Annotated in this window: 18 protein-coding genes; 3 read left to right on the top strand and 15 right to left on the bottom strand. The window is 72.1% G+C overall.

From position 1 onward, the window contains the following. Positions 1 to 131: 131 nt before the first annotated feature. From E9232_RS19535 to E9232_RS19510, 6 genes are all read right to left on the bottom strand, one after another. The gene (locus E9232_RS19535; RefSeq protein ID WP_309796565.1) at positions 132 to 428 is read right to left on the bottom strand and encodes a hypothetical protein; all 297 of its coding nucleotides are present in this window, start codon (positions 426 to 428) and stop codon (positions 132 to 134) included. Between the two features lie 35 nt (positions 429 to 463). After that, on the bottom strand, positions 464 to 1,165 hold the full coding sequence (locus E9232_RS19530) for an ABC transporter ATP-binding protein (protein WP_309796614.1): 702 nt from the start codon (positions 1,163 to 1,165) through the stop codon (positions 464 to 466). 5 nt (positions 1,166 to 1,170) lie between these two features. Further along, a complete protein-coding gene (locus tag E9232_RS19525; protein WP_309796563.1) occupies positions 1,171 to 1,923 on the bottom strand; it encodes an ABC transporter ATP-binding protein in 753 nt (250 codons plus the stop codon). Next, the gene (locus tag E9232_RS19520) at positions 1,916 to 2,902 is read right to left on the bottom strand and encodes a branched-chain amino acid ABC transporter permease (protein ID WP_309796560.1); all 987 of its coding nucleotides are present in this window, start codon (positions 2,900 to 2,902) and stop codon (positions 1,916 to 1,918) included. The genes E9232_RS19525 and E9232_RS19520 overlap by 8 nt, the downstream gene beginning before the upstream one ends. Then, entirely contained in the window at positions 2,892 to 3,815 is a 924-nt protein-coding gene (locus E9232_RS19515; RefSeq protein ID WP_309796558.1) for a branched-chain amino acid ABC transporter permease, read from the bottom strand. Before E9232_RS19515 ends, E9232_RS19520 begins: the two co-directional genes overlap by 11 nt. A 157-nt stretch (positions 3,816 to 3,972) precedes the next feature. Then, positions 3,973 to 5,148, bottom strand: a complete 1,176-nt coding sequence (locus tag E9232_RS19510; protein ID WP_309796556.1) for an ABC transporter substrate-binding protein — start codon at positions 5,146 to 5,148, stop codon at positions 3,973 to 3,975. 205 nt (positions 5,149 to 5,353) lie between these two features. Here E9232_RS19510 and E9232_RS19505 point away from each other — a divergent pair, with 205 nt between their 5' ends. Then, positions 5,354 to 5,854: a GNAT family N-acetyltransferase gene (locus E9232_RS19505; protein WP_309796555.1), complete on the top strand. Its 501-nt coding sequence runs from the start codon at positions 5,354 to 5,356 to the stop codon at positions 5,852 to 5,854. Here the strand turns inward: E9232_RS19505 and cobD are convergent. Genes cobD through cobA form a run of 3 tightly spaced genes read right to left on the bottom strand, consistent with a single transcriptional unit; the run spans position 5,851 to position 9,038 of the window. Next, a complete protein-coding gene (gene cobD, locus E9232_RS19500) occupies positions 5,851 to 6,837 on the bottom strand; it encodes a threonine-phosphate decarboxylase CobD (protein ID WP_309796552.1) in 987 nt (328 codons plus the stop codon). The genes E9232_RS19505 and cobD overlap by 4 nt on opposite strands. Then, a complete protein-coding gene (locus E9232_RS19495; RefSeq protein WP_309796550.1) occupies positions 6,834 to 8,195 on the bottom strand; it encodes a cobyrinic acid a,c-diamide synthase CobB in 1,362 nt (453 codons plus the stop codon). Before E9232_RS19495 ends, cobD begins: the two co-directional genes overlap by 4 nt. 3 nt (positions 8,196 to 8,198) lie before the next feature. Then, positions 8,199 to 9,038, bottom strand: coding sequence for a uroporphyrinogen-III C-methyltransferase (gene cobA, locus E9232_RS19490; protein ID WP_309796549.1), 840 nt, complete (start codon positions 9,036 to 9,038; stop codon positions 8,199 to 8,201). 71 nt (positions 9,039 to 9,109) lie between these two features. On the opposite strand from cobA, the gene E9232_RS19485 reads away from it, so the two are divergent. Together E9232_RS19485 and E9232_RS19480 are read left to right on the top strand one after the other, a co-directional pair. Beyond that, on the top strand, positions 9,110 to 10,216 hold the full coding sequence (locus E9232_RS19485; protein ID WP_309796547.1) for a cobalt-precorrin-5B (C(1))-methyltransferase: 1,107 nt from the start codon (positions 9,110 to 9,112) through the stop codon (positions 10,214 to 10,216). Next, positions 10,206 to 10,958 (top strand): cobalt-precorrin-6A reductase, encoded by a 753-nt coding sequence (locus E9232_RS19480; RefSeq protein ID WP_309796545.1) that lies wholly within the window; start codon positions 10,206 to 10,208, stop codon positions 10,956 to 10,958. Before E9232_RS19485 ends, E9232_RS19480 begins: the two co-directional genes overlap by 11 nt. Here E9232_RS19480 and E9232_RS19475 read toward each other — a convergent pair. The 6 genes from E9232_RS19475 to E9232_RS19450 form a co-directional block, all read right to left on the bottom strand. Beyond that, positions 10,955 to 11,533 (bottom strand): HupE/UreJ family protein, encoded by a 579-nt coding sequence (locus E9232_RS19475; RefSeq protein WP_309796543.1) that lies wholly within the window; start codon positions 11,531 to 11,533, stop codon positions 10,955 to 10,957. The two genes, E9232_RS19480 and E9232_RS19475, sit on opposite strands and share 4 nt — an antisense overlap. Positions 11,534 to 11,550: 17 nt before the next feature. Beyond that, the gene (gene cobM / locus E9232_RS19470) at positions 11,551 to 12,333 is read right to left on the bottom strand and encodes a precorrin-4 C(11)-methyltransferase (protein ID WP_309796541.1); all 783 of its coding nucleotides are present in this window, start codon (positions 12,331 to 12,333) and stop codon (positions 11,551 to 11,553) included. 169 nt (positions 12,334 to 12,502) lie between these two features. Further along, the gene (gene cobJ / locus E9232_RS19465; protein ID WP_309796539.1) at positions 12,503 to 14,302 is read right to left on the bottom strand and encodes a precorrin-3B C(17)-methyltransferase; all 1,800 of its coding nucleotides are present in this window, start codon (positions 14,300 to 14,302) and stop codon (positions 12,503 to 12,505) included. After that, on the bottom strand, positions 14,299 to 15,003 hold the full coding sequence (gene cobI / locus E9232_RS19460) for a precorrin-2 C(20)-methyltransferase (protein ID WP_309796537.1): 705 nt from the start codon (positions 15,001 to 15,003) through the stop codon (positions 14,299 to 14,301). Before cobI ends, cobJ begins: the two co-directional genes overlap by 4 nt. Next, the gene (gene cbiE / locus E9232_RS19455; RefSeq protein WP_309796536.1) at positions 15,000 to 16,220 is read right to left on the bottom strand and encodes a precorrin-6y C5,15-methyltransferase (decarboxylating) subunit CbiE; all 1,221 of its coding nucleotides are present in this window, start codon (positions 16,218 to 16,220) and stop codon (positions 15,000 to 15,002) included. The genes cobI and cbiE overlap by 4 nt, the downstream gene beginning before the upstream one ends. Continuing rightward, on the bottom strand, positions 16,220 to 16,966 hold the full coding sequence (locus E9232_RS19450) for a precorrin-8X methylmutase (RefSeq protein WP_309796534.1): 747 nt from the start codon (positions 16,964 to 16,966) through the stop codon (positions 16,220 to 16,222). Before E9232_RS19450 ends, cbiE begins: the two co-directional genes overlap by 1 nt. Between the last annotated feature and the right edge of the window lie 7 nt (positions 16,967 to 16,973).

Genomic DNA, 16,973 nt, shown 5'->3' with positions numbered 1-16,973 from the left:
ATCCTTGCCGATCTCAAATGCATCGACCGCGACGACAGGCCGGGGCGTCCCCTAGATAGGGTACCGGGCGGCGGCGTCAAGCCGAAGCAGCCGCCGATGCCCGGCGTCAGTGTCGCACGCGACCCCCGGTTTCAGCGGCTGGCCTTCATCTGCCCGACCCGGGCGGCCAGCTCGGCGAAGGACAGGGCCGGGCCGTCCGCCGTGGCCCGGTTGGCGAGCCGGAGGTAGCGCAGCGGAAAGCAGATCGCCTCGACGCTCGCGGCGCTCAGCTCGGTCGGCCGCCGGGAGTTCGAGACCAGGGCGGTCTCGGCCCGCTCCAGCGCGCCGTCGATCTCCTCCTGGTCGAGCAGGCCCTTGTCGCGCAGGGTCGTCATCAGCGCCGTCATCGCGGCATAGACGCCTTCGAGCTGGAGATTGGCCGAGTTCATCGCACACCTCGCAGTGGGGGAACGCGCAGCCGGGATCATACAGCCAGATAGCGCTCGCGTATCCCCTCCGCCGCCATCAGCTCGGTGCTGGTGCCGCTCCACACCACCCGCCCCTTCTCGATCACCGCATGGCGCTGGGCCAGGCGCAGCAGCGCGTCGAGGGTCTTGTCGATGATCAGGATCGACTGGCCCTCGCCCTTCAGCCGGCCCAGGCAGTCCCAGATCTCGGCCCGGATCAGCGGCGCCAGCCCCTCGGTCGCCTCGTCCAGCACCAGCAGCTTCGGGTTGGTCATCAGCGCCCGGCCGATCGCCAGCATCTGCTGCTCGCCGCCCGACAGCTGGGTGCCGCGGTGCCGCCGCCGCTCCGCCAGCCGCGGGAAGGCGGCGTAGACCCGGTCCAGCGTCCAGGGCGCGGGCCGGCGGAAGCGGTCGGCGGCGGTGGCGACCAGATTCTCCTCCACCGTCAGGGTCGGGAAGATCTGGCGGCCCTCGGGCACCAGCCCGATGCCGGCCTGGGCCAGGCGGTAGGGCGGCAGGCCGGTGACGTCGGCGCCGTCGAACACGATGCGGCCGGCGGCGGGGCGCAGCAGCCCCATCAGGCTGCGGATGGTGGTGGTCTTGCCCATGCCGTTGCGGCCCAGCAGGGTCGCGATCTCCCCCGCCCCCACGGTCAGGGCGACGCCGAACAGCACCTGGGCGCCGCCATAGCCGGCCTCCAGCCCGTCGATGGTCAGCAGCGCGGTCATGCCGCCTCCTCGCCGAGATAGGCGGCGCGGACCTCCGGGCTGGCGCGGATCTCGTCCGGCGCGCCGGTGGCGATGATGCGGCCATAGACCAGCACCGAGATGCGGTCGGCCAGGGCGAACACCGCGCTCATGTCGTGCTCGACCAGGATCATCGGCAGGCCGCCGGCCAGGCCCTTCAGCAGCTCGACCAGCCGCGCCGTCTCCTCGCGCCCCGTCCCGGCCATCGGCTCGTCCAGCACCAGCAGCTTCGGCTCCAGCGCCAGGGCCATGGCGAGTTCGAGCTGGCGCTTCTCGCCATGGCTCAGCGCTCCGGCCGGCGTCGCGGCGCGGGCGGCCAGGCCGGTGCGGGCCAGCAGCGCCTGGGCGGCGGCGTTGAGGTCGGGGTCGCGGCCCGCCGGCCGGAAGAAGCGGAAGCTGGAGCCGCGCCGGCGCTGCACCGCGGTCGCCACATTCTGCAGCACGGTGAAGCCGGGCAGCAGATGGGTGATCTGGAAGGTGCGGGCCAGGCCGCGCTGGGCTCGGGCGTGCGCCGGCAGCCGGGTGATGTCCCCGCCCAGGAAGCGGATGGTGCCGGCATCGGGCACGAGGCGGCCGCAGAGCTGCTGGATCAGCGTGGTCTTGCCGGCGCCGTTGGGCCCGATCAGGGCGTGGATCTCGCCCGGCCGCACCTCGAAGCCGACCCCGTCGGTGACGGTCAGCGCGCCGAAGCGCTTGCACAGGCCCTCGACGGCCAGCACCGGCTCAGTCATGGCGGATCTTCCCCAGCAGCCCGCCCAGACCGCCGCGCAGGAACAGCACCACCAGGATCAGGAGCGGCCCGAAGATCAGGCGCCAATGCTCGGTGACGCCGGACAGCAGCTCCTCGGTCAGCAGGAAGGCGGCGGCGCCGATGATGGCGCCGTGCAGGCTGCCGATGCCGCCCAACACCACCATGACGATCAGCTCGCCCGAGCGCTGCCAGGACATGTAGGCCGGGCTGATGAAATCGGCCTGGATCGCCAGCAGCGCCCCGGCGAGCCCGGCGATGGCGCCGGCGATGACATAGGCGGCGAGGCGGTAGGCGAAGGGGTCGTAGCCGAGGGCGCGCATCCGCTCCTCGTTCTCGCGGCAGCCGCGCAGCACCCGGCCGAAGCGCGAGCGGGTGACGGCGCGGCACAGCCCCCAGGCCGCGATCAGCAGAGCGAGGACGACATAGTGAAAGGCCGATCGGTCGTTCAGCCATTTGAATCCGGCGACCAGCGGCTTGGCCCACAGCGTCAGCCCGTCGTCGCCGCCATAGGCGGACAGGCTGGTCATGGTGAAATAGGCCATCTGGCCGAAGGCCAGGGTGATCATGATGAAGTGCACGCCGCGGGTCTTCAGCGAGATGGCGCCGGTCAGCAGGGCGAACACCGCCGCCGCCAGCATCGCCGCCGGCAGCAGCACCAGCCCCTCGCCCACCCCGGCATCGGCCAGGATGCCGACGGCATAGGCGCCGAGGCCGATGAAGGCGGCGTGGCCGAAGGACACCAGCCCGCCATAGCCGAGGATCAGGTCAAGGCTGACCGCGGCGATAGCGAAGATCATGATCCGGCTGACGATGGTCAGGGCGTAGCTGCCGGCGCCGAGCAGCGGCGCCACCACCGGCACCAGCGCCAGCACGGCGAAGATCAGCAGCGCCGGCCACGCCGAGCGCAGCGCCGACGGGGATGCGGGGGCCTCCGTCGTGACCATCACATCACTGGCCATGGGCGGGGAACAGTCCGGCGGGGCGGAAGAACAGGATCGCCGCCATCAGCAGGTAGATCAGCATCGAGGCCAGGGCCGGCCCGACCTGGTTTGCCGAGGCCGGCGCCAGCACCAGCTTGAAGATGTCGCTGGCGAAGGACCGGCCCAGCGTGTCGACCAGCCCGACCAGCAGCGACGCCATGAAGGCGCCCTTGATCGACCCGATGCCGCCGATGACGATGACCACGAAGGCCAGAATCAGGAAGTTGTCGCCCATGCTGGGCTCGACCGCGAAGATCGGCCCGGCCAGGGCGCCGGCGAAGCCCGCCAGCATGGTGCCGACGCCGAACACCACCATGAACAGCCGGCGGACGTTCACCCCCAGCGCCGAGACCATGTCGGCGTTGCTGGCCCCGGCCCGCACCCGCATGCCGATCCGGGTCCGGGTGATCAGCACCCACAGCAGCGCGGCGACGCCGAGGCCGGCCGCCAGCACCGCGAGGCGGTAGACCGGGTACAGCAGGCCCGGCATCAGCGCGATCGACCCGGACAGCGCCTCCGGCATCGGGATGCTCAGCGGTGAGGATCCCCACAGCGCCCGCACCGCCTCGTTGAAGAACAGGATCAGGCCGAAGGTCGCCAGCACCTGGTCGAGATGGCTGCGGCCGTAGAGGTGCCGGAACACCAGCACCTCCAGCAGCAGGCCCAGCGCCAGCGCCGCCGCCAGCGACAGCAGCAGCGCCGCCAGGAAATGCCCGGTCAGGCCGTAGAAGGCGACGGCGAAATAGGCGCCGAGCATGTACTGCACGCCATGCGCCAGGTTGATGAAGTCCATCACCCCGAAGACCAGCGTCAGCCCGGCCGCGATCAGGAACAAGAGCACACCGAGCTGCAGCCCGTTCAGGGTCTGGACGACCAGGAGGGTGGTGCTCATGGCAGAGCCCTTCCGCCTTCCGATACCGTCATTGCGAGCGCAGCGAAGCAATCCATCGGGCAGCCCGCACCGGCGCCATGGATTGCTTCGTCGGCTGCGCCTCCTCGCAATGACGGCGGGGGAACAAGCAGGACCGGAGACAGCACGCCGGCCGGCCTCAGTTCATCGCGCACTGGTCGGCGTAGGCGTCGCCGTAATGCGGGAACACGGTCGAGACCCGGCTGGTGACGATCTTGCCGTCGTCGCGCTTCACCACCTCGGTCAAATAGAAGTCCTGGACCGGGAAGTTGTTCTTGTTCCAGGCGAAGTCGCCGCGGACGCTGGCCCATTTGGCGGCCCGGATCGCGGTCTTCAGCGTCTCGGCATCGGCCTTGCCGCCGGCCTGGCGGATGGCCGCGTCGATCAGCTTGGCCGCGTCATAGCCGTTGGCGGCGTACAGCGCCGGCTCGTAGCCGTATTCGGTCTCGAAGGCGGCGACGAAGGCCTTGTTGGCGGGGTTGTCCAGGTTCGGCGCCCATTGCGCCCCGGCGAACAGGCCCAGCGCCGCGTCCTTGGTCGCCGGCAGCGTGGTCTCGTCGACGGTGAAGGCGGACAGGAACGGGATGCGGTCGGCCAGGCCGGCCTGGCGGTACTGGCGCACCAGGTTGACGCCGGACCCGCCGGGCATGAACACATACACCGCCTGCGGCTCGGCCGCCGCGATCTTCGCCAGCTCGGCCGAGAAATCCTGCTGGTTGACCTGGGTGTAGATCTCCTCGGCCACATCGCCCTTGTAGAAGCGCTTGAAGCCGGCCAGCGCGTCCTTGCCGGCCTGGTAGTTCGGGGCGATCAGCGCGACCTTGGTCCAGCCCTTGTCCTGGGCATACTTGCCCATGACCTCGTGGTTCTGGTCGTTCTGGTAGGAGACCGAGAAGAAATACGGGTTGCAGCCCTTGCCGGCCAACGGCGACGGCCCGGCGTTGGGGCTGATCAGGATCTTCTCGGCGTCGGTCACCGGCTTGGCGATCGCCATCATGACGTTGGAGAAGACGACGCCGACGACGATGTCGACCTGGTCGCTCTCCAGCAGCTTGCGCACCTTGTTGACCGCGACGTCGGGCTTCAGCTCGTCATCCTCGACCACCACCTCGGTCGGAATGCCGCCGAGCTTTCCGCCCAGCTCCTTGACCCCGAGCTGGAAGCCGTCGCGCATGTGCTGGCCCAGCGCGGCGGGTGGGCCGGAGAGCGTGGCCATGAAGCCGATCTTGAGCTTGCCCTCTTCCGCCTGGGCGCCCAGCGGCAACGCCACCGCCAGTATCGCAGCCGCCAACAAGGCCGGAACGCGTCTCGCCATGATGCTCTCCCCCGTTTCTTGCCGCGCCGACGGTGGCCGCCGATCGCGCCGTCAGTCTTTCATGTGCCCCCGTCCGGCGGAAGCGATTGCAATGATCTAATCATGAAATGCTTTAAGTTTAAAACAGATTCCCGCCCGGGGTTCGAAAGCGGGATCTGCCGCGCTATGATCGCCCCGATCCGGCGACACCGAAGGACCCGACCGCATGACCGATCCCGGCTTCACCCTGCGGGCGATGCGTCCCGAGGACTGGCCCGACATCGTCGAGATGCAGGCCCAGCCCCGCTACCGCTGGGGCACGCTGCAGACCCCCTTCCGGTCGCCCGACGCCATCCGCAAGCAGCTCGAAGCGATCCCGCCGGACGAGGTCCAGATCGTCGCGGTGGTCGAGGGCCGCGCGGTCGGCCGGGCCCAGTTGCAGCCGGGCAAGGGCCGGCGCGCCCATGCCGGCTACATCATCATGGGCGTGCATGACGATTTCCACGGCCGCGGCATCGGCTCGGCCCTGATGGCGGCGCTGATCGACAGCGCCGACAACTGGCTGGACCTGAAGCGGCTGGAGCTGGGGGTGTGGACCGACAACGAACCGGCGATCGCGATCTACAAGAAGTTCGGCTTCGAGATCGAGGGCCGCGAGCGCGCCTACGCCTATCGCGACGGCGAGTATGTCGACGGCTACGTCATGGCCCGGCTCCGGGGGCTTTAACCCAGCGCGGCGGCCAGCCGTTCGAAGCCGGCGGCATCGGCAGGCAGGCCGAAGCGCAGCAGGGTCGGCCGGTCCGGGAAGGGCCGGACCAGGATGCCGGCCCGGCCGAGGCGGTTCCACACCCCGGCCGCGTCCGGATGCCCAGCCAGCCGGAACAGGTCGGTGCCGCCACGGTCCCGCAGGCCACGGGCTTCGAGTGTCGCCGTGAGCTTCGCGGCGTCGGCCGACAATCTCGCCCTCGCCGCGCCTTGCCAGGCCCGGTCCGACAGGGCGGCGATGCCGATCTCGATCGCCGGGCCGGGCACGGCCCAGGGGCCGAGCAGGCGGGCCAACCGGTCGATCTCCGCCGCCGCCCCCAGGGCGAAGCCGAGCCGCACGCCGGCCAGGCCGAAGAATTTACCGAACGATCGGAGAATCAATAGCCCGGGCCGCCCGGCCTCCGCCGCCACGCTGGCCTGGGGGGCGACCTCGGCGAAGGCCTCGTCGACCACCAGCAGGCCGCCACGCGCCGCCAGACCATCTGCAAGAGCCAGCAGTCGGTCGGACGGGACGATGCGGCCGTCGGGGTTGTTCGGGTTGACCAGGACGACGACATCGGCCGCGGCAGCCGCGTCCAAACTGTCGACCGCGGTCACGTCAGCCCCTTCCGCCGTCCAACAGGCGGCGTGTTCGCCATAGGTTGGGCCCAGGATGGCGACGCGCGCGCCGGGCCGCAGCCGCGGCAGCAGCTGGATCAGGATCTGGGTCCCCGGCGCGGCGACGGCCGGCGCGGTATCCGGGGCGCCATAGGCGTCCCGCGCCGTCGCCAGCAGCTGCCGCAGCCGGTCGTGCTGCGGCAGGCGGTGCCAGGCGGCGGGATCGATCGCCGGGATCGGATAGGGCACCGGGTTGATGCCGGTGGAGAGGTCGAGCCAGCCCCGGGCCGGGACGCCCCAGCGCGCTTCGGCCGCGGCGAGGTCGCCGCCATGCGGAACCATGCTCATGCCTGGTCGATCAGGTGGAAGAAGGAGCCGAAGGCCGATCCGGCGCGCCGGCCGAGGAAGCCCAGCGGCGCATCCTCGGCGTCCCAGGCCTCGAACAGCGCCTCGCCCGGCCCTTCGGCGCGGATCGAGGCGTAGTGGAACTCATGCCCGCGCCACGCCGTGCCGGCGGGCCCCAGCGGGGTCGCTGCGGCCAGCACCGCCCGGCGATAGCCCAGATGCAGCCGCCGCTCGGCGAAGGACGTCTCGACCGGCAGCAGCCCGGCCATGGCGTGGCGCTGCCCTTCCGCGTCGGTCAGGCCGGTGCCGAGCACCATGTAGCCGCCGCACTCGCCATAGACCGCCCTGCCCCGTGCCGACGCGGCGCGCAGCCCGTCGAGGAACCGGCGGTTCGCGGCCAACCGGCCGGCATGGAGTTCGGGATAGCCGCCCGGCAGGTAGACGGCATCGGCCAGCGGATCCGGCGCCTCGTCGGCCAGCGGCGAGAAATGCAGGATCTCCGCCCCCGCCTCACGCCATGCCGCCAGCAGATGCGGATAGGTGAAGGCGAAGGCGATGTCGGCCGCGACGGCGATGCGCTGGCCGAGGGGGGGAATCCCCGTAGGTTGGGTTCGCTCTGGCGAACCCAACATCGTGCCGTCATCGCGGTCGTGTTGGGTTCGCGGATCGCGAACCCAACCTACGCGGCGAAGCGCTTCCACATCCACAGCCGCCCCGATCGCCGCCCCGGCGGTCGCTAGGAACGCCTCCAGTGCTGCATGCTCCCCCGCCTGGACCAGGCCGAGATGCCGCGATGGCAGCGCCAGGGCCGGCAGGCGCGGCACCAGGCCGAGCACCGGCAGGCCGGCATGGCCGGCGGCGCGGCGCAGGATCGCCTCGTGCCGCGGGCTGCCGACCCGGTTGAAGATCACCCCGGCGATCCGGACGTCGTCGCGGAAGGCCTTGAACCCGGCCAGCACCGCCGCCGCCGAGAAGCCCTGCCCGCCCGCGTCCAGCACCAGCACCACCGGCCAGCCGAAGCGGGCGGCGAGATCGGCGGCCGAGCCGTCACCGGACGCGCCCGGCCCGGGGGCGCCGTCGAACAGCCCCATCGCCGCCTCGACGATCAGGAGATCCGCCCCTTCCGCCTGGCGCGCCGCCAACGCGTCCAGCGTCTGCGGCCGCATCGCCCAGCCGTCGAGGTTGACGCAGGGCCGGCCGCTGGCCGCGGCGTGGAAGGCGGGATCGATGTAGTCCGGCCCGGATTTGGCCGAGGCCACCGCCATGCCGCGGTCGCGCAGGTGCCGCAGCAGCCCCAGCGTCACCACCGTCTTGCCGCTGCCGGAGGACGGCGCCGCGATCATCAGGCCGGAAGCCGGCATCGGTCAGACCGCCTCGCCCTTCGAGCGGGTGCCGAGCGGGTCGGTGGTCAGGATTTTGCCGGCCAGGGCGCCGTGCCAGTCCAGCGCCTGGCGCAGCCGCACCACCTCGCCCACCACCACCACGGCCGGGGCCTGCAGCCCCTGCGCCTCGACATCCGCGGCCACCGTGGCCAGCGTCGATTCCAGCACCCGCTGCTCCGGCGTCGTCGCCCGGCTGATCACCGCCACCGGCTCGGTCGGCGCCCGGCCGCCCTCGACCAGATGCGCCGCGATCCGGCCGATATGCTTGATCGCCATGTAGACCACGATGACCGGCGAGCCGCGGGCGATCGCCGCCCAGTCGATGCCGCCGGTGACGTCGCCGGTGGCATCATGGCCGGTCAGGAAGGTCACGGCGTGGTTGGTGTCGCGATGGGTCACCGGGATGCCGGCATAGGCCGGGCCGCCGATCCCGGCGGTAATGCCCGGCACGATGCGGAACGGGATGCCGGCCTCGACCAGCGCCAGCCCCTCCTCACCGCCGCGGCCGAACACGAAGGGGTCGCCGCCCTTCAGCCGCAGCACGCGCTGGCCGGCCCGGGCGAGCGCAATCAGCCGGGCGGTGATGTCGGGCTGCTTCGGCGACGGCTTGCCGCCGCGCTTGCCGGCGAATTCCAGCACGGCGCCCGGCGGCGCGAGGCCGATGACCGCGTCGGACACCAGCGCGTCATAGACCACGACATCGGCCGATTGCAGCGCGTGCAGGGCGTGCAGCGTCAGCAGGCCGGGATCGCCGGGCCCGGCGCCGACCAGCCAGACCCAGCCGGGTTCGAAGGTCGGGAAGGACAAGGGAAGATCAACCATCGCCGTCACCTTAGAACGCGCGCCCCGGCATCGCTATGCAGCGTGCGACGCATGCTGTATCGAAATCCATCATGGCCCGCAAACCTGCCCAGACACCCGAGGGGGGGCCGTTGCGGCGCGGCTGGACCACCGGGGCCTGCGCCACCGCCGCGACCGCCGCCGCCTATACCGCGCTGCTGACCGGACGCTTCCCGGACCCGGTGACGATCGCCCTGCCGCGCGGGGAGACGCCCGCCTTCGCCCTGGCGCTGGAAGGGCTCGGCCCCAGCTGGGCGCGGGCCGGCATCATCAAGGATGCGGGCGACGATCCCGATGTGACCCATGGCGCCCTCGTCGTCTCCGAAGTGCGGCGCGGCGAGGCCGGTTCCGGCGTCCGCTTCAAGGCCGGCCCGGGGGTCGGCATGGTCACCCTGCCCGGCCTGCCGATCCCGCCCGGCGAGCCGGCGATCAACCCGGTGCCGCGCCGGATGATGTCGGAGGTGGTGGCGCGGATCGCCGCCGAACATGGCGACGCCGGCGATCTGGTGATCGAGATCTCGATCCCGGACGGCGACAAGCTGGCGCAGAAGACCTGGAACCCGCGGCTCGGCATCCTCGGCGGGCTGTCGGTGCTGGGCACCACCGGCGTGGTCGTGCCGTTCTCCTGCGCCGCCTGGATCCATTCGATCCATCGCGGCATCGATGTCGCCCGGGCCCTCGGCCTGGGCCATGTCGCCGGCTGCACCGGGTCGACCTCGGAAGCAGCCGTGGTCGCGCGCTACGGGTTGTCCGAGAACGCGCTGCTCGACATGGGCGATTTCGCCGGCGGGCTGCTGAAATACCTCAGGGCGCATCCGATCCCGCGCCTGACCATCGGCGGCGGCTTCGCCAAGCTGACCAAGCTGGCGCAGGGCTTCCTGGACCTGCATTCCGGCCGCAGCGAGGTCGATTTCGACTGGCTGGGCGACCGGCTGGCCGAGGCCGGCGCCGATGCCGGCCTGGTCGAGCAGGCGCGCCGGGCGAACACGGCCAAGCAGGTGCTGGATCTGGCCGGTGCCGCCGGCATCAAGCTGGCCGATCTGGTGGCACGCCGGGCGCAGGCCACCGCGCAGGCCGTGGTCGAGGGCAGCGGCGTCGCGATCGAGATCCTGGTGTTCGACCGCCAGGGCGGGCTGGTGGGGGCGGCCGATGGCTGGTAGGCGCCTGCTGATCCTCGGGGGCACCACCGAGGCGGCGGCGCTGGCCCGTGCGCTGGCCGAGGCGGGCGGCTGGGACGTCACCACCTCGCTGGCCGGTCGCACCCGGGCACCGGCCGCGCTGCCCGGCGCGGCGCGCACCGGCGGCTTCGGCGGGGTCGACGGGCTGGCGGCGTATCTGCAGGCCGAACGCATCGACCGGGTGATCGACGCCACCCATCCCTTCGCTGCCACCATGTCGGCCAATGCCGTCGCCGCCTGTGCCCAGCTCGGCCTGCCCTTGCTGCGCATCGAGCGGCCGGCCTGGGTTGCGGTGGCGGGCGACCGCTGGATCGACGTGGCGGATGCGGCCGAGGCCGCCGACTGGCTGGCCTCGGCGCTGCCGGCCGGCGCTGCCGTGCTGCTGACCTTGGGCCGGCAGGAGGTGGCGCCGTTCCAACGCTGTGCTGGGTTGCGCTTCGTGCTGCGCTCGATCGAGCCGCCGGCGCCGCAGGATCTGCCGGCGGATTGCCTGCTGCTGAGCGAGCGCGGCCCGTTCACGCTGGATGGCGAGCGCACCCTGATCGCGCGCCACGGCATCCGCGCCGTGGTCGCCAAGAATGCCGGCGGCGACGCCACCGCGGCGAAGCTGACGGCGGCGCGCGAGGCGGCGATCCCGGTGGTCATGATCCGGCGCCCGGCGCTGCCGGCGGCTTCAGCCGTGACCGACATCGCCGGGGCGCTGGACTGGCTGGCAGGCGCTTAACCGGCTGCGATGACGACGCCGGCCACGGCGATCGCCGCGCCCAGCGCGCGCTCGACCCGGGCGAAGCGCAGCCGGTTGAGGCCCAGCGCCACGCCGATGCCGGCGCCGTGCAGGATCGCCGTCGCCACCATGAAGCCGACGCCATAGGTCAGGGCCGAGGCGTCGGGGTGCATCTCGGCGCCATGGGCGTAGCCGTGGAACACGGCGAACACCCCGGTCACCGCCATGCCGATCCAGGCCACCGGCCGCACCGCCAGCGCGATCATCGCGCCGAACACCACGATCGACCCGGCGATGCCGATCTCCACCATCGGCAGGCCCAGCCCTTCGATGCCGGCGAGGCCGCCCAGCGCCATCAGCGCCAGGAAGGCCAGCGGCGCCTGCCAGATGTAGCGGCCGCCGACCTGGCCGGCCCAGATGCCGACCGCCACCATGGCGAGGATATGGTCGAGGCCGGACAGCGGGTGCGCGAACCCGGCGGTGAAACCGGAGACGTCATGGCCGGGATGGGCATAGGCCGCCACCGGCAGCAGCGTGGCGAGAACGGCGAGAGCGGCGGTCTTGGCAAATCGCATCGGAAATCCCCCTTCGGTCAGGATACGGAAACGGTCTTCTTGGCGCGCTTCGGGCGCAGCACGTGGACATGCGCCGGGTCGTAGAGGGCGCTGTCGGTGAAGTCGGTGTCGCCCAGCACCCGGCCGACCAGGATCAGCGCGGTGCGGGTGATCTTGGCCGCCCGCACCTTGGCGCCGATATCGCCCAGGGTGCCGCGGATGATCTGCTGGTCCGGCCAGGTGGCGCGGTAGATCACCACGACGGGGCAGTCGGCGCCGTAGCGCGGCTCCAGCGCCCGGCGGATGGCCGGGATGTTGCGGATCGACAGATGGATCGCCAGCGTCGCGCCGGACTGGCCGAGCGTCTCCAGCTCCTCGCCCAGCGGCATGGCCGAGGCCTTCATCGTGGTCCGGGTCAGGATCACGGTCTGGCTGACATCGGGCAGCGTCAGCTCGGTTCCCAGCACCGCGGCAGCAGCGGCGAAGGCCGGCACGCCGGGGGTGATGGTGTAGGGAATGCCCAGCGCCTTCAGCCGGCGGATCTGTTCCGCTATGGCGCCATACAGCGACGGGTCGCCGGAATGCACCCGGGCGACGTCCTGGCCCGCGGCATGGGCGGCCTCGATCTCGGCCATGATCTGGTCGAGATGCAGCGGCGCGGTGTCGACCACCCGTGCCTCCGCCGGCGCATGCGCCACCACCGCCTCCGGCACCAGCGACCCGGCATAGAGGCAGACCGGGCAGCGGGCGATCAGGTCGCGGCCGCGCAGCGTCAGCAGGTCGGGGTCGCCGGGGCCGGCGCCGATGAAATGCACGGTCATGACGGCGATCCTTGGAGGAGGGCTGATGAGGTTTGGAGCTGCCCGTCCCATTCCCCCTTCGTCATTGCGAGCGCAGCGAAGCAATCCATCGCGTCGAGACGCAGACGGCGCCGTCTGGCATGGATTGCCGCGCCCCTGCGGGGCTCGCAATGACGAATTGAGAGCAGTCTCATGCCCGCTGCGCCTCCGGCTTGTCGCCATAGCCGCGCGGCGTGTAGACGCGCGGGGTGCCGTCGCCGAGCACCAGCGCCCGGCTTTCCGAGGACCCGACCAGCACCAGGGTCAGCATGTCGACCATGTCGACCGTCAGCTCGCCCAGCGTGGTCACGGTCAGGGTCTCGCCCTCGCGGCCGAGATTGCGGCCCAGCACCACCGGCGTCGCCGCCGGGCGATGGGCCAGCAGGATCTCGCGGGCGCGGGCCAGCTGGCTGCGCCGGCGCTGCGACACCGGGTTGTAGAAGGCGACGACGAAATCGCCCTGCCCCGCCGCCGCGATCCGCTTCTCGATCGCCGGCCAGGGCGTCATCAGGTCGGACAGCGAGATGGTGCAGAAATCATGGCCCAGCGGCGCGCCGATCCGGGCCGCCGCCGCCTGCATCGCCGAGATGCCGGGCACGGTGGTGATCTCGACCCGGCGCCAATCCGGCCGGCCGCCGCGTTCGACCAGCTCCCACAGCAGGCTGCCCATGGCGTAGATGCCGGCATCGCCGGAGCAGATCAGGGCGACATCCCGCCCCTCCGCCGCCAGGTCCAGCGCCGCGCGCACCCGCAGCTCCTCCTCGCCCAGCTTGTAGTCGTGCCGGGTCTTGCCGGCCGCGGCCGGGCCGAGCAGGTCGATATAGAGGCTGTAGCCGACGAGGTCGGTGGCCCGGGCGATCAGCCGGTCGGCCTCCGGCGCCCGCCAATCCGCCCGGCCCGGACCCATGCCGATCAGCGCCAGCGTGCCGCGGCGGCGGCCGATGCGATCCGGGTCGAGAATATCAGGTGTTTCGGCCACGGCGCAGGTGGCGCGGCGTGACTTGTGTTTCTCGACGATGAGGCGGCCGCCAGGGCCGGCCGCGGCCAGCGCCGCCGCCTCGGCCACGCCATGGCAGCCGATCTCGCGGAACACCACCTCGGACGGGTTGGCGAGGCGTGGCGTCTCGGCCTCCAGCGTCGCCGGGTCGAACACGCGCAACGGCAGGCCCAGCGCCTGCGCCGCCGCCTGCAGCCCGGCCTCGTCGGCCTTGAGGTCGACCGTGACCAGCGCCGCCACCGCCTCCAGGGCCAGCCCGGCCTCGGCCAGGGTGTCGCGGATCAGCGCCTCGATCTCCGCCGCCTCGGCCCCGCGCTCGCAGCCGACACCGATCGCCAGCGTCGCCGGATGGAACACCAGTCGGTCGGGATCGGCCGGCAAGGCTCGGGTGCTGGCGACGATCGCCTTGTGCGCAGCCGGGTCGAGCGGGAGTTCAGCTTCCGCCAACCAGGGCAGGTCGCCGTCAATGCGGACGGTCTGGCCGCCCAGAAGATCGGCCATGAAACCCTTGTAATCGCTGGCTTCCGACAGGCGCCAGCCGGCCGGCGGATCGTCCAGCGCCACGCCGAAGCGCAGATCCCCGGCGGTGGTGATGGCCGGGGCGATGCCCAGCGCCTGCGCCACCTGCCGCGCCAGGTCGTTGGCGCCGTGATGGCCGCCCAGCAGCGGCACCACCGCGCTGCCATCCTCCGCCACCGCCAGCACCGCCGGCTCAGTGCGCTTGTCGGCCAGCAGCGGCGCCAGGATGCGGATCAGCGCCCCCGCGGCGCACAGGCCGATGATCGGCTCCCCCGCCTGGAACAGGGTGCGCAGATGGTCGGCCAGCTTGTCGAAGGCGACATCCGCGCCGGTGACGCGGCAGGACGGCGCGTGGATCGCAGCATCGGGCAACAACGGCTTGAGACGTCGAGCGATTTCGAGTCCGCCCGCGGTCAGGGTGATCAGCGCCGTCATCGCCACGCCGCCCCGCGCCGATGCGCCAGGATCATCGAGAAATACGGCACGGTCTCGGGGTCGACCTCGGCCAATGGCAGCACCCGCTGATGCCCGAGCGTCGCCCGCTCGACATAGTGGGCATCGCGATACAATCCAGTTTCTTCAAGCAATTGCGATATCTTTTTGAAGTGACGCCCGAGCTTCATGATCGCCACCGCTTCGGCAGCGAGGAGCCGCGGCCGCAGTTCCTCCACCGGCAGCGGCGCCGGCAGAACCGTCAGCACGTCGTTGCGGGCGGCCAGCGGCAGCCCGATGGCGGCGGCACAGGCGGTGAGCGACGAGACGCCGGGCACCACCTCGACCCGGTGGCGCTCCGCCAGCCGGCCGAACAGATACATGAACGAGCCGTAGAAGAACGGGTCGCCCTCGCACAGCACCGCCACGTCGCGCCCGGCCTCGAGATGGCCGCCGATCTCCACCGCCGCGGCATCGTAGACCGCCTGGGCCGGGGCGGGATCGACCCGCATCGGCACGCGGATGGCGATCTCCACCTGCCCGCCCGGCAGATGTGGCGCCACGATCGCCCGGGCGAAGCTGTCGCCGACATCCGGCGCCGGGTAGGCCACAACCGGCGCCGCGCGCAGCAGCCGCAGCGCCTTCAGCGTGACCAGCTCCGGATCGCCCGGCCCGACGCCGAGGCCATAGAGGGTGCCGGTCATGCCGCCCCCCACGGCTTCACCGCCGCCCATTGCGTCACCGGCATCAGCGGCCGCCAGCCGTGATAGCCGCCGATCGGCTCGGCCCGCGACACGGCGATGCGGCTCAGGCTGCCGCCCAGCCGGGCGTGGTGGCCGACCACCGCGGCCTCGCCCTCCGCCGTCACCACATTGGCCACCAGCCGTCCGCCCGGCGGCAGCGCCGCCCAGCAGGCCTCGACCACGCCCTCCCCGGTGATGCCGCCGCCGATGAACACCGCATCGGGCCGCGGCAGGTCTCCCGCCAGCGCGGCCGGCGCCGCGCCGCGCACGATCTTCAGGAACGGCGTGCCCAGCGCCGCCGCATTCTGCGCGATCAGGGCGAGGCGGCTGTCGTCGCGCTCGATCGCCACGGCCCGGCTGCGCGGATCGCAGCGCATCCATTCGATGGCGATGGAGCCGCAGCCGGCGCCGACATCCCACAGCATCTGGCCGGGCGACGGCGCCAGCGCCGCCAGGGTCATCGCCCGGACCTCGCGCTTGGTCAGCTGGCCGTCATGGGCGAAGGCGTCGTCCGGCAGCCCCGGCACGGTCGGGAAGATGCGCGTCCCCGGCCCGGCGACGCAGTCGATTGCGATGGTGTTGAGGTCGTCGACCTCCTGCCCATCCCAGGTTGCGGCGGTGGCGTGGGTGGTACGCTCGCCCGGCCCGCCCATCCGCTCCAGCACGGTGAAGCCGCTGCCGCCCCAGCCGCTGTCGCGCAGCAGGCCGGCCAGCCGGCCCGGCGTGGTGCGGTCGGCGCTGAGCACCAGCAGCCTGGCGCCGGGCTGCAGATGCGGCACCGCCAGTTCCAGCGGCCGGCCGTGCAGCGTCACCATGCGCACTTCGACCAGCGGCCAGCCCAGCCGGGCGCAGGCCAGGCTGAAGGCGGAGGGCGCCGGCACCACCACCATCTCGGCGATCGGGATGCGGCGCGACAGGGTGACGCCGACGCCGAAGCACATCGGGTCGCCGCTGGCCAGCACGCACACCCGGCGGCCGCGCAGCGCCTCGATCTCCGGCACCAGCGCCAGCAGCTGCGGCGGCCAGGGAATCCGGCGGCGGCCATCCTCGGGCACCATCTCCAGGTGTCGCTTGCCGCCGACCACGATCTCGGCGCTGTCGTAAAGGGCGCGGGCGATGGGCGCCAGGCCGTCCAGCCCGTCCTCGCCGATGCCGATGACGCTCAGCCATGGGACCATCAGATGCCGTCCCGCGCCAAAGCGTTGACCGCGGCCGAGGCCATGGCGCTGCCGCCGCGCCGGCCGGGCAGGGTCAGGAACGGCACGCCGAGGCCGCTGTCGGCCAGCGCCGCCTTGGATTCGGCGGCGCCGACGAAGCCGACCGGGAAGCCCAGGATCGCGGCCGGCTTCGGTGCGCCGTCGGCCAGCAGCTCCAGCAGCCGGAACAGGGCCGTCGGCGCATTGCCGATCGCCACCACCGCGCCGTCCAGCCGGTCGCGCCACAGCTCGACCATCGCCGCGGAGCGGGTGGTGCCGAGGCGGCGCGCCAGGTCGGGCAGCGAGGGATCGCCGATCAACGAGACCACCTCGTTCCCGGCCGGCAGCCGGGCGCGGATGATGCCGGCCTCGACCATGCGGCAATCCGCCAGCACCGGCGCACCGGCTGCAAAAGCGGCCCGGCCGCGCGCCGCGACATCGGGGTCGAAGACCAGGTCGTCGACCACCTCGACCATGCCGCAGGCATGGACCACACGGATGGCGATCTCGGCGACATCGGGCGGGAAGCGCTCCAGCCGCGCCTCGGCCCGGATGGTGGCGAAGGACTGGCGGTAGATCGCGTCGGGGTCGCGGAGATAGTCGTAACGACGGGACGGGCCCGCGCCCGCCGTCTCTTCCCCCGACGACAAAGCGAGGCCGCGCCGCTTCTCGATCTCGTCGAGCAGGGGCAGCGGTTCGTCGCCGGGGATGTAGGAAGACCGCGCCATCCCTGCC

It is taken from the genome of Inquilinus ginsengisoli, assembly GCF_031453975.1.
Classification (GTDB): domain Bacteria; phylum Pseudomonadota; class Alphaproteobacteria; order DSM-16000; family Inquilinaceae; genus Inquilinus; species Inquilinus ginsengisoli_A.
Note: the sequence above shows the minus strand (reverse complement) of the source record. Positions and strands in the feature narration are given on the sequence as shown.